This window comes from Stenotrophomonas sp. FR010, from assembly GCF_047520755.2.
In the GTDB taxonomy this organism is placed as follows: domain Bacteria; phylum Pseudomonadota; class Gammaproteobacteria; order Xanthomonadales; family Xanthomonadaceae; genus Stenotrophomonas; species Stenotrophomonas sepilia.
On the sequence record NZ_JAXBQT020000003.1, the window covers coordinates 136,200 to 148,918 of the forward strand.

Sequence of the window (12,719 nt, forward strand, 5' to 3'; positions counted from 1 at the left end):
AGTGCCGGCCGCTGGCCGGCAACTTCGACAGCAACGTCAAAAACGGGTTTCCCGCGGCTGGCGGGGAAGAGCTCTCTGTAGAGTCGAGCCATGCTCGACTCCCGCGCGCAGCGCGCACAGCAGCCGAGCGTGGGCTCGGCTCTACAGTGGATCCACGCCGTGCGTGGATGAGCGTCCCGGAAATGGGGTCAGAGGCCATTGCTGCGCAAAGGGCTCCGACCCCGGGGTGCCTACGCCGAGGCGTAGCGCACAGCGGTGCCGATCCAGCGCTGCACCACGCGATCGGCCAACGCGGGCTGCTGGGCCAGCAGGCGCTCGGCCAATTCATGCACGCCGGGCAGCAGGCCAGCGTCGCGGGCCAGGTCGGCAATGCGGAAACCGGCCAGGCCAGTCTGGCGCGTCCCGAGCAGTTCGCCGGGGCCGCGCAGTTCCAGGTCCTTCTCGGCGATGACGAAACCATCGTTGGTTTCGCGCATGGTCTGCAGGCGCTCACGCGCCATCTGCGAGAGTGGTGCCTGGTACAGCAGCACGCAGCGCGACACCGCCGAACCGCGGCCCACGCGGCCACGCAGCTGGTGCAGCTGGGCCAGGCCGAGGCGCTCGGCGTTCTCGATCACCATCAACGAAGCATTCGGCACGTCCACACCGACTTCGATGACCGTGGTCGCCACCAGCAGGTCGATCTCGCCGGCCTTGAACGCCACCATCGTCGCCAGCTTTTCAGCAGCCTTCAGGCGGCCATGCACCAGCCCCACGCGAACGCCCGGCAGCAGCGCTTGCAGTGATTCATAGGTGGCCTGCGCCGGGGTGGCATCCAGTTCTTCGCTTTCCTCGATGAGCGTGCACACCCAGTACACCTGCCGCCCTTCCTGGCAGGCCAGCGCAATGCGCTCGATCAGTTCCGGGCGACGGTCATTGTTCAAGGCCACGGTCTGCACAGGGGTGCGGCCCGGTGGCAGTTCGTCGATGGCCGATACATCCAGGTCTGCGTATTCGGACATCGCCAGCGTGCGCGGAATCGGCGTGGCGGTCATCACCAGCTGGTGCGGCACGCTGTTGCCGCCCGCGCCCTTGTCGCGCAGCGCCAAGCGCTGGTGCACGCCGAAGCGGTGCTGCTCGTCGACGATGGCCAGCGCCAGGTCCTGGAACACCACCGCCTCCTGCATCAGCGCGTGGGTTCCGACCACCACCTGCGCTTCGCCGTTGGCGACCTGCTCCATCACTTTGGCGCGCGCCTTGCCGGTGACCTTGCCGGCCAGCCAGGCGATGCGCACGCCGAGCGGTTCCAGCCAGCCACGCAGATTGTTGAGGTGCTGCTCGGCCAGCAACTCGGTGGGGGCGGCCAATGCGACCTGCTTGCCCTGCTCCACCGCCAGCATGGCGGCCAGCGCGGCCACCACCGTCTTGCCGGAGCCGACGTCGCCCTGCACCAGCCGCAGCATCGGGCTGGGCCGCGCAAGGTCCTCACGGATCTGCTTGAACACGCGTGCCTGCGCGCCGGTCAGCGCGAACGGCAACTGCTTCAGCAGCGCCTTGGCCAGTTTTCCGGGGCCGGCCAGCGGCGGCGCATGGTGCGCCTGCAATGCAATACGCTGGCGACGCAGGCTGAGGTGATGGGCCAGCAGTTCTTCCATCGCCAGGCGACGCTGCGCCGGGTGGGTACCAGCCGCCAACGCGGCCAGATCGGCATCCGGCGGTGGCCGGTGCACGGTCAGCAGCGCGCTGCGCAGCGGCGGCAGGCCCAGGCCATCGAGCCAACCGTTGGGCAGCAGTTCCAGCGTGCTTTCCTCGGGCAGGCGGTCCAGCGCCTGGCCGATCAATTTGCGCATGGTCATCGGGCCGACCCCTTCGACGGTGGGATACACCGGATCGAGGCGGTCGCCGAGTTCGGGATCGTCGTTGCGGCCCAGCACCTGGTAGCTGGGATGGACGATTTCCAGGCCGAGGTGGCCGGGCTTGGGCGTGCCGAAGCAGCGCAGCCGGGTGCCGACCGCGAACTGCCCGACCTGCTGCTGGCGGAAGTGGAAAAAGCGCAGCACCAGGGTGCCCTGCCCTTCGTCTTCCACCGCCACTTTCAGCATCGGCCGGTAGCGCATGCCACGCTCGACTGCGACCACCCGCCCTTCCACCTGCGCCGGCACGCCGTTGCGCAGGTCTTCGATGCGGGTCAGCCGGGTCCGGTCTTCATAGCGCAGCGGCAGGTGAAGCCAGAGATCCTGCAGGGTGGCCAGGCCACGTGCCTGCAGTTTGGCGGCCACGGCCGGACCGACGCCGCCAAGCATCGCCAGGGATGCTTCGCCGGACGGTGACAGGACCGGGGTGACCGCCGCCTTGCGTGCCACGTGGCGGTCAGTCGATGACCATCACCGCGTCGACCTCGAAGCTGGCGCCCTTCGGCAGGCCGGAGACTTCGATGGTGGAACGGGCCGGGTACGGGGCCTGGAAGTAGTCCTGCATGACCGCGTTGACCTTGGCGAACTCGCCCAGGTCGGTCAGGTACAGGCCCAGGCGCACGACCTTGTCCAGCGAGCCACCCGCCGCTTCGGCCACGGCCTTGAGGTTGTCGAAGGCGCGGCGGGCCTGTGCTTCGACGTCACCGGCGCCGACGATGTCGCCGGTGGCCGGGTCAAGCGGGATCTGGCCGGAGAAGTACACGGTGTTGCCGGCGCGCACGGCCTGCGAGTACGGGCCGATGGCGGCGGGGGCCTTTTCGGTGTTGATGATCTGGCGGGACATGGGTCGCTCCGGTGCTTGGGGGAAAACAGAGCGGTGATTGTACCGGCTGGGGGTGCATCCACGCATGGCGTGGATCTACCGCGCCGCCTCGGTAGTGCCGGCCGTTGGCCGGCAATCGCGATGCCGTCGCGGATCCATGGGTTGCCGGCCAGCGGCCGGCACTACCGGTACGCGCAGGACCTACTGGCGGCGTACCGATTGCACGACCGACAGGCGGCGCAGGCGGCGCATCACTTCGGCCAGGTGGTTGCGGTCGCGCACCTGGATGTTGAACGCCAGCACGGCGGCGTTGAAGTCGCGGTCCAGGTAGTCCACGCGTTCGATGTTGGAATGGCTCTGTGCGATGGCGGCGGCCAGCTGCGCCAGCACGCCGGTGCCGTTCTCCACTTCCACCACCAGCGAGGTGTCGTAGTCGCCGGAGACGGTGGTGTCCCAGCCAATCGGCACCCAGCGCTCGGGCGACTTGCGCAGCTCGGCCAGGTTCGGGCAGTCCATGCGGTGCACCACGATGCCCTTGCCGGCGGTGTGGTAGCCCATGATCTCGTCGCCGGGAATCGGCTGGCAGCAGCCGGCGAAGGTGACCACGCCGCGCTCGCTGCCGTTGATCAGGATCTTCTCCTGCGAGTGGTGGCGCGAATGCGGGCCGCCACGCAGTTCGGCGTAGGCCATCAGCGCCTGCGCGGCCTGGGTCGGCATCCAGTTGCCCAGTGCGACCTCGGCCAGCAGCGCTTCCAGGCGCGGGAAGCGGTGTTCGGCCAGGAACGCATCCAAGCGGCCTTTCGGCAGGCGCTCCAGCGACGAATCCATCGCTTCCAGCGCGCGGTCGAGCATGCGGTGGCCCAGCTGCACGGCATCTTCGTGCTCCAGGTGCTTGAGCTGGTGGCGGATGGCGGTGCGTGCCTTGCTGGTCACCACGAATTCCAGCCACTGCGGTTTCGGCGTGGCCGAGCGCGCGGTGATGATCTCCACCGACTGGCCCGACACCAGCTTGGTGCGCAGCGGCACCAGTTTCTTGTCCACGCGCGAAGCCACCGCCATGTTGCCCACGTCGGTATGCACGGCGTAGGCGAAATCGAGCGCGGTGGAGTTGCGCGGCAGGGCCAGGATCTTGCCCTTCGGGGTGAACAGGTAGACCTCGTCCGGGAACAGGTCGACCTTGACGTTGTCGAGGAATTCCAGCGAGGAACCGGCGGCGCGCTGCGAGTCGATCAGCTCGACGATCCACGCGTGGGCACGGCTCTGTGCGCTGTTGGGCGAATCGCCGCCGAACTTGTAGGTCCAGTGCGCGGCCACGCCGCGTTCGGCGATCAGGTCCATTTCCTCGGTACGGATCTGCACTTCGATCGGCGAGCCATACGGCCCGAACAGCACGGTGTGCAGCGACTGGTAACCGTTGGCCTTGGGAATGGCGATGAAATCGCGGAAGCGCCCATCCAGTGGCTTGAAGGTGGCGTGCACCGAGCCCAGCGCGTGGTAGCAGCTGGGCACACTGCGCACGACCAGGCGGAAGCCGAACACATCCATCACCTGGTCGAAGGATTTGTTCTCGTCGCGCATCTTGTTGTAGATGCTCCACGGGGTCTTGATGCGGCTGATCAGCCGATGCTCGATGCCCTCCTTGGCCAGGCGCTGCGACAGCTGCACTTCCACCTGCGCCATCGCTTCGCGGCGCACCACCGGCTGGCTGCGGATGTGTTTTTCGATGATGGCGTGGCGCCATGGGTAGAGCGCCTTGAACCCCAGGTTCTGCAGCTCGCTCTTGACCAGGCTCATGCCCAGGCGCTGGGCGATGGGCGCGTAGATCTCCAGCGTCTCGCGGGCGATGCGGCCACGCGCTTCGCGGCTCTGCGCGCCCAGCGTGCGCATGTTGTGCAGGCGGTCGGCCAGCTTGATCATGATCACGCGCAGGTCGCGCGACATCGCCAGCAGCATCTTGCGGAAGCTCTCGGCGGCCGCCTCCTGGCGGTCACGGAACTTCAGCTTGTCCAGCTTGGTGACACCGTCGACCAGTTCGGCCACGGCTTCGCCGAACTCGGCGGCCAGCGCCTCGCGGGTCAGCGGGGTGTCTTCGATGGTGTCGTGCAGGATCGCGGCGATCAGCGCTTCTACGTCCAGGCCGAGTTCGGCCAGCACCTGGGCCACGGCCACCGGATGGGTGATATAGGGCTCGCCCGACTTCCGCGTCTGCCCAGCGTGCGCGGAGGCCCCGACTTCCCAGGCACGGCGCAACAGCGGCAGCTGTTCCGGCGGCAGGTAATGGGCGGCGCGTTCGAGCTGGAGGACGTAGTCGGGTACGGCGGCAGTGGGGGCTGCGGCGACCTTGGCAGTGGGGCCTGGGTTCATGCCCGAAGCCTATTCCAGCGCGACGTTTACGGCAAATCCTGAATGCGAAACAGCCCGCACGGGGCGGGCTGTTCGGTGTATCCAACGATTACGTTGATCGATGCGATCAATCGTCGTTCTTGGACATGTCTTCGTCGGCGACCACTTCGGCGGCAGCCCACTCCAGCGCTTCGCGCTCGGCGCGCTCACGCTCGGCCTTCTCGACTTCGTCGATCAGGGCGTTGTCGATCTTGCGGGCGGCGATTTCGCGCAGCGCCAGCACGGTCGGCTTGTCCTCGGTCTCGCTGTTGTCCAGCGTGGCCTGCACGCCGTTGGCGAGCTGACGGGCACGCTTGGAAGCCATCATGACCAGTTCGAAACGGTTGTTAACGACTTCCAGGCAATCTTCTACGGTGATGCGGGCCATACGGGCTCCCGGCGACCGGTCGGCCGCTCAGTCGAATGAGGGAAAGGGGACGGAGTGTACTGGCAGGGGCTGGACAAAATCAAGCCAACCCCTACCCGATTCTTTTGGAATCAGTCAGTTGCACCCGGATCGGGGGTCAGCAGCGCCTGGATCAGGCCGGCGTGGCGGACCTTCTGGGCCTCCCGGCGCAGGCGGCTGGCAGTGAAGATGGCGCACAGCTCGTCCACGGCAGTGTCGAACACCTCGTTGACGATGACGTAGTCGAACTCGTTGAAGTGCAGCATTTCATCACGGGCCGCGCCCAGGCGCTGGGCGATGACCGCCTCGCTGTCCTGGCCGCGCTTGCGCATGCGGTCCTGCAAGGCCTGCTTGGACGGCGGCAGGATGAACACGGTGACCGTGCCCGGCACCAGCTGGCGCACCTGCTGCGCGCCCTGCCAGTCGATCTCCAGCAGCACATCCTGGCCGGCGGCCAGCTGCGGCTCCACCGACTGCCGGGCCGTGCCCTTCCAGTCGCCGTGCACCCAGGCGTGCTCGAAGAAGTCGCCGGCGGCGATCATCTGCTCGAACTTCTCGGCACTGACGAAGTGGTAATGCTGGCCGTTCACCTCACCGGGGCGCATCGCGCGCGAGGTGAAGGAGATCGACAGGGCGATCTGCGGGTCACGGGCCAGGGTGGCATTGACGATGCTGCTCTTGCCGGCGCCGGACGGGGCGGCCACGATGTACAGCGTGCCGCGCGCAACGGCGTCCGACGGCTTCGACGGGGCGCTCATGCGCGGAACCCAATTGGTTGATTTCGCAAAATTTTTCCTCGGTGTTCCAGATCCGGCGCGGAGGATCGCGCCAGGACGGCGGGGGCTGCGCGGAACATCCTGGAACCAGGCCCGGCAGACGCTTCCCCAGGGGGCGGGCACGCAACTTTACCAGAGCAGGCCCTTTCCGGGCCCGTCCGGCAGGCGCCGCGCCTTGTGCCACATGGGCGTCCGGGGGCCTGTGCTATAACCGGCCCGTACCCAACGACAGCCCGGAGGCCTGCGCCTCCCCGCCATCCCAGGAGAACGGCATGCCATCGATGAGCCGCCGCCAGTTCCTGAAAGTGACCGGGACAACCCTGGTCGGCTCCAGCCTGGCACTGATGGGCTTCGCGCCCGGCATCGCGCTCGCGGAGGTCAGGCAATACAAGCTGACCCGCGCGACCGAGACCCGCAACACCTGTACCTACTGTTCGGTGGCCTGCGGCATCCTGATGTACAGCCTCGGCGATGGCGCCAAGAACGCCGAGCCGAGCATTTTCCACATCGAGGGCGACCCGGACCATCCGGTCAACCGCGGCACGCTGTGCCCGAAGGGTGCCGGCCTGGCCGACATCATCCACAGCAAGTCGCGCCTGCTCTACCCCGAGTACCGGGCACCGGGCTCGAACGAGTGGAAGCGGCTGAGCTGGGACGATGCGCTGGATCGCATCGCGCGGCTGATGAAGGAAGACCGCGATGCCAACTTCGTGCAGAAGAACGAAGCCGGGCAGACGGTCAACCGCTGGCTGACCACTGGCATGCTGGCGGCCTCGGCCACCAGCAATGAAACCGCGGTGCTGACCCACAAGGTCGTCCGCTCCCTCGGCATGCTGGCATTCGACAACCAGGCACGTGTCTGACACGGCCCGACGGTGGCAGGTCTTGCCCCGACGCTAGGCCGTGGTGCGATGACGAATCACTGGGTCGACATCAAGAATGCCGACCTGATCCTGATCATGGGTGGCAACGCCGCCGAGGCGCATCCGTGCGGGTTCAAATGGGTGACCGAGGCCAAGGCCCACAACAAGGCCCGGCTGATCGTGGTCGATCCGCGCTTCAACCGCTCGGCCGCGGTTGCCGATGTGTACGCGCCGATCCGCACCGGTACCGACATCGTGTTCCTGGGCGGCCTGATCAACTACCTGCTGACCGAGGACCGCATCCAGCACGAGTACGTGCTGAACTACACCGACATGACGTTCCTGGTGAAGGACGAGTTCGCCTTCAAGGACGGCCTGTATTCGGGCTACAACGAAGAAAAGCGCAGCTACGACCGTTCCAGCTGGGACTACGCCTACGGTGACGATGGATTCGTGCGCAGCGACCCGACGCTGAAGGATCCGCGCTGCGTCTACAACCTGCTGAAACAACACTACGCGCGTTACACCGTGGAGATGGTCGAGCGCATCTGCGGCACGCCGGCCGACAGCATCCGCCAGGTGTGGGACATGATCGCGTCCACCGCCGGCAAGGACAAGGCGATGACCATCCTGTACGCACTGGGCTGGACGCAGCACTCGATCGGCGCGCAGAACGTGCGTGCCGGCACCATGGTGCAGCTGCTGCTGGGCAACATCGGCGTGGCCGGTGGTGGCATGAACGCGCTGCGCGGGCATTCCAACATCCAGGGCCTGACCGACATCGGCCTGATGTCCGACCTGCTGCCCGGCTACCTGACGCTGCCGAAACAGGATGAGCAGGACTACAACGCCTACATCGCCAAGCGCACGCAGAAGCCGCTGCGCGCCAACCAGATGTCGTTCTGGCAGAACTACCCGAAGTTCCACGTCAGCCTGATGAAGTCGTGGTGGGGCGACGCCGCCACCGCCGACAACAACTGGTGCTTTGATTACCTGCCCAAGCTGGACAAGCCGTACGACATGCTGCAGGCGTACGAGCTGATGAACGAGGGCAAGATCCATGGCTACATCTGCCAGGGCTTCAACCCCCTGGCCTCGGCGCCGAACAAGGGCAAGCTGATCAGTGCGTTCTCCAAGCTGAAGTTCATGGTCAGCATGGACCCGCTGGAAACCGAGACCATCGCCTTCTGGCAGAACCACGGTGCGTTGAACGACGTCGACCCGAGCACGATCCAGACCGAAGTATTCCGTCTGCCGACCACCTCCTTTGCCGAGGAGAACGGCGCGGTGGTGAATTCCTCGCGCTGGCTGCAGTGGCACTGGAAGGGGGCCAACCCACCGGGCGAAGCACGCAGCGACATCGAGATCATGTCCGAGCTGTTCCATCGCATCAAAGCGTTGTACGAGAAGGACGGCGGTGCGTGGTGGGAGCCGGTGCGCGACCTGGCCTGGAACTACGCCAACCCTGAGGTACCCACGCCCGAAGAACTGGCGATGGAATACAACGGCAAGGCGCTGGCCGACGTGTTCGATCCGAAGGACCCGACCAGGCTGGTGCGCAAGGCCGGCGAGCAGCTGGCCGCATTCGGCGACCTGCGCGACGACGGCAGCACCGCCTGCGGCTGCTGGATCTACATCGGTGCCTGGGGCCCGACCGGCAACATGATGGCGCGGCGTGACAACAGCGACCCCACCGGCATCGGCAACACGCTGGGCTGGGCCTGGGCGTGGCCGGCCAACCGCCGCGTGATGTACAACCGCGCCTCGTGCGACGTGGCCGGCCAACCGTTCGATCCGCGCCGCACGCTGCTGGCCTGGAACGGGAAGAACTGGGGCAACGTGGACGTGCCGGACTTCAAGGCCGACGAAGATCCTGCCGGTGGCATGGGCCCGTTCATCATGAACCCGGAAGGCATCGCCCGCTTCTTCGCCAAGGCCGGCATGGCCGAAGGCCCGTTCCCGGAGCACTACGAACCGTTCGATACCCCGCTGCGCAGCAACCCGCTCAGCCCCGGCCAGGCACTGACGCTGAACAACCCGGCGGCACGCGTATTCGCCAGCGATCGTGCACAGATCGGTTCGCCGGACGAGTTCCCGCATGTGGCCACCACCTACCGCCTGACCGAGCATTTCCACTTCTGGACCAAGCACGGCAAGCTCAACGCCATCATCCAGCCCGAGCAGTTCGTCGAGATCGGCGCGGCGTTGGCCGACGAGCTGGGCATCAACAACGGCAGCCGGGTGCGGGTCAGTTCCAAGCGCGGCCACATCGAAGCGGTCGCCATGGTGACCAAGCGCATCAAGGCCCTGCAGATCGATGGCCGGACCGTGCACCAGGTGGGCGTGCCGATCCACTGGGGTTTCCTCGGTGCGGCCAAGCCCGGCTACATCGCCAATACGCTGACCAACGCCATCGGTGACGGCAACTCGCAGACGCCCGAATCGAAGTGCATCCTGGTCAAGGTCGAGAAGGTGTAGGAGACACGCCATGTCACTGCAATCGCTGGACATCATCCGCCGCTCGGCCACCACCACGCCCTCGCCGGAGGCGCGTGGTGCGCACACCGGCCAGGTCGCCAAGCTGATCGATGTGAGCAAGTGCATCGGCTGCAAGGCCTGCCAGGTCGCCTGCATGGAGTGGAACGATCTGCGCGACGAGGTCGGTAGCTGCGTTGGCAGCTACGACAACCCACCCGACCTGAGCGAACAGTCGTGGACGGTGATGAAATTCCGCGAGTACGAGGACGAGAAGGGCAAGCTGGAGTGGCTGATCCGCAAGGAAGGCTGCATGCACTGCAGCGATCCGGGCTGCCTGAAGGCCTGCCCGTCGCCCGGTGCCATCATCCAGTACGCCAACGGCATCGTCGACTTCCAGGAAGAGAACTGCATCGGCTGCGGCTACTGCGTGACCGGTTGTCCGTTCGACGTGCCGCGCATCTCCAAGAAGGACCACAAGGCCTACAAGTGCACGCTGTGTTCGGACCGGGTGGCGGTGGGCCAGGAACCGGCCTGCGTGAAGACCTGCCCGACCGGCGCGATCACCTTCGGCAGCAAGCAGGCGATGACCGAGCACGCGGCCGGACGCGTGGAAGACCTGAAATCGCGCGGCTACGAGAATGCTGGCCTGTACGATCCGCAGGGCGTCGGCGGCACCCACGTGATGTACGTGCTGCAGCATGTGGACAAGCCCGAGCTGTACGCCGATCTGCCCAAGGACCCACGCATCAGCCCGATGGTGGAGGTCTGGAAGGGCGTGGCCAAGCCGCTGGGCGTGCTGGCGATCGCCGCCACCGCCTTCGCCGGCTTCCTGCATTACATCGGCATCGGCCGCAACACGGTCAATGACGAGGAAGAAGAGGAAGCCGAGCACGAGGCGAAGAAGATCGAAGAGGAGCAGCGGCCATGAAGTACGCCCCGCACCCGCGCCAGATCATCCGCTACCGCGCGCCGACCCGAATCAACCACTGGATCGTGGCGATCTGCTTCGTGCTGACCGCGCTGTCCGGGCTGGCGCTGTTCCACCCTGCCCTGTTCCCGTTGACCCAGCTGTTCGGTGGCGGCCCCTGGACGCGCATCCTGCATCCGTTCATCGGGCTGGCCATGGTGGTGGGCTTTGCGCTGCTGGCGTTCCGCATGTGGCGCGACAATCTGCCGACCGCCGACGATCGCGCATGGATGCGCGGCATGCGCGATGTACTGCGCAACGAGGATGAGAAGCTGCCGCCGGTGGGCCGTTTCAATGCGGGCCAGAAGCTGCTGTTCTGGGCCATCATCGGCTGCCTGTCGGCGCTGCTGCTGACCGGCTTCGTGATCTGGCGGCAGTATTTCAGCCACTTCTTCCCGATCGGGGTGATCCGCTTCTCGGTGCTGGCCCATGCGCTGTTCGGCTGGGTGCTGATCTGCGCGATCGTGGTGCACATCTATGCGGCGATCTGGATCAAGGGGTCGGTGCGGGCGATGACCCAGGGCAAGGTGACCTATGGGTGGGCGTACAAGCATCACCGGCAGTGGTTCCGGGACATCCTGCGCGGACGTCGGGAAGAGGGGTAGCGGCAGGGCCTGCGGCCCTGCATCTGCCGGATCAACGTCAAGAGCGGGCCTTCTGAGGGGTGGCGGGGTGGGCCCGGTTGCGGGGGACGCTGCAAGTACCCCTCCAGGGCCCGGCCCAGCCGCTGGCGGCTGTGCGTTCGGGCGCTTGCGAAGCAGTGCTTCGCAAGCAAAGCGCCCTCACCCATGTAGCTCGGTCGCCGCTTGCTCGTGTGCGCTGTCCCGCGCACACGGCAAGACCGGGGTTGGGCGTCCTGCCCAACCCGCCCGAGGCATGCCTCGGGCCCATGCGGCTCACGCCCCCGCAACCGACCCCACCCCGCCTTCGACAGTTGGCCGCGATCTGTCGGTGGGTGCCGACCGTTGGTCGGCACTGATCGAATCCCGACCAACGCTCGGGATCCACTTTCAACAACCGATGGGGTCAGATCCGTTTTCCTTTGGAAAACGGATCTGACCCCAACCTTTCAAATGGCCGGCAACACGCTGGACGCCAGCGCCGACAACAGCGAGGATGGAGCCTGGTTCTTCTGGCTGGCCCTGCATGGCGCAACGCATCCTTGAACCTGGTGAGATCGAGACGCTCGCCTCGCGCGATGTGCCGCGCATCATCCTGCCTGATACCGAGTCACTGTTTGCTACGCGCGCGGCACGCCTGCGCAGCCTCGCTGCGCACAGTGCCATCGGCGGCTACCTGCAGCTGCTGGCGGCGCTGGCCGATGCACAGCAGGCGCTGCTGGAGGATCTGACACCGCAGCAACGCGAGGACCTGCAGGCACAGGCGCGTGCACAGCAGTCGAGCGCGGCGGCCGGCGCCGGCATGCCATTGCGGCCGGCCAACTCGCTGCAACTGGATGGGCGCTGGCGCGACTGGCTGCGCACGCTGTGCCAGCACTGTGCCGACGAAACGGGCCTACCGGTGGAAACCCGGCAGGAGCTGCAACGCGTCGCGGCTGCTGATGATGCGTGGCTGGATGCACAGGCGCATGCGGTGCTGGAACGCGATGACGCGCCCTCGGTCGACGCCGTCGCTGCGCTGCTGGTGATGAACGCGCTGCAGGTGTACTGGGCGGTGCTCGCCGCCAGCTTCCATCCGACCGACCTGAAGCCGCTGGCCGATGCACCAGGGCTGTGCCCGCTCTGTGGCACGCTGCCGGTGGCCAGCGTGGTGCAGGCGCGCCCGCCCTACGCCGCCTATCGCTACCTGTCGTGCTCGCTGTGTGCCTGCCAGTGGCATTACGTGCGCGTGCAGTGCAGCCAGTGCGGCGCCGCAGGCAAGGACATTGCCTATCGCGCCCTGGCCGATGTGGACGGTGACCGCGGCGAGGCGGTGCGCGAGAGTGCGGTGCGCGCCGAGACCTGCGACCACTGCCACAGCTATCGCAAGATCCTGTACCTGGAGAAAGATCCGTCACTGGAGCCGGTGGCCGATGACCTCGGCACGCTGGCGCTGGACCTGCTGCTGGCCGAGGAAGGCTATGCGCGCGCCAGCCAGAACCCGCTGCTGTGGCAATCCGACGGCGACTGACC

Annotated in this window: 9 protein-coding genes; 4 read left to right on the top strand and 5 right to left on the bottom strand. The window is 66.6% G+C overall.

Annotated features, from left to right (window positions below; genetic code table 11):
- Positions 1 to 230: 230 nt before the first annotated feature.
- The 5 genes from recG to gmk all read right to left on the bottom strand — a co-directional run bounded on the left by recG (position 231) and on the right by gmk (position 6,261).
- Positions 231 to 2,342, bottom strand: coding sequence for an ATP-dependent DNA helicase RecG (recG, locus tag ACM0PK_RS04245; protein WP_414607403.1), 2,112 nt, complete (start codon positions 2,340 to 2,342; stop codon positions 231 to 233).
- A gap of 7 nt (positions 2,343 to 2,349) precedes the next feature.
- Positions 2,350 to 2,736, bottom strand: coding sequence for a RidA family protein (locus tag ACM0PK_RS04250; RefSeq protein ID WP_005418954.1), 387 nt, complete (start codon positions 2,734 to 2,736; stop codon positions 2,350 to 2,352).
- Positions 2,737 to 2,916: 180 nt separating this feature from the next.
- On the bottom strand, positions 2,917 to 5,079 hold the full coding sequence (locus ACM0PK_RS04255; RefSeq protein ID WP_414607404.1) for a RelA/SpoT family protein: 2,163 nt from the start codon (positions 5,077 to 5,079) through the stop codon (positions 2,917 to 2,919).
- 106 nt (positions 5,080 to 5,185) lie between these two features.
- Complete coding sequence (gene rpoZ / locus ACM0PK_RS04260) at positions 5,186 to 5,485, bottom strand: DNA-directed RNA polymerase subunit omega (protein WP_005410877.1); 300 nt, start codon at positions 5,483 to 5,485, stop codon at positions 5,186 to 5,188.
- 110 nt (positions 5,486 to 5,595) lie between these two features.
- Positions 5,596 to 6,261 carry a guanylate kinase gene (gene gmk / locus ACM0PK_RS04265; RefSeq protein ID WP_005410878.1) on the bottom strand — a complete coding sequence of 222 codons (666 nt, stop codon included), beginning with the start codon at positions 6,259 to 6,261 and terminating at the stop codon, positions 5,596 to 5,598.
- A 290-nt stretch (positions 6,262 to 6,551) separates the two neighbouring features.
- Here gmk and fdnG point away from each other — a divergent pair, with 290 nt between their 5' ends.
- From fdnG to fdhE, 4 genes are all read left to right on the top strand, one after another.
- On the top strand, positions 6,552 to 9,620 hold the full coding sequence (gene fdnG, locus ACM0PK_RS04270; RefSeq protein ID WP_146257839.1) for a formate dehydrogenase-N subunit alpha: 3,069 nt from the start codon (positions 6,552 to 6,554) through the stop codon (positions 9,618 to 9,620).
- A gap of 10 nt (positions 9,621 to 9,630) precedes the next feature.
- On the top strand, positions 9,631 to 10,548 hold the full coding sequence (fdxH, locus tag ACM0PK_RS04275; RefSeq protein WP_012481154.1) for a formate dehydrogenase subunit beta: 918 nt from the start codon (positions 9,631 to 9,633) through the stop codon (positions 10,546 to 10,548).
- Complete coding sequence (locus tag ACM0PK_RS04280; RefSeq protein WP_049396154.1) at positions 10,545 to 11,192, top strand: formate dehydrogenase subunit gamma; 648 nt, start codon at positions 10,545 to 10,547, stop codon at positions 11,190 to 11,192. Before fdxH ends, ACM0PK_RS04280 begins: the two co-directional genes overlap by 4 nt.
- 541 nt (positions 11,193 to 11,733) lie before the next feature.
- Positions 11,734 to 12,717 (top strand): formate dehydrogenase accessory protein FdhE, encoded by a 984-nt coding sequence (gene fdhE, locus ACM0PK_RS04285; protein ID WP_088497265.1) that lies wholly within the window; start codon positions 11,734 to 11,736, stop codon positions 12,715 to 12,717.
- Positions 12,718 to 12,719: the final 2 nt, after the last annotated feature.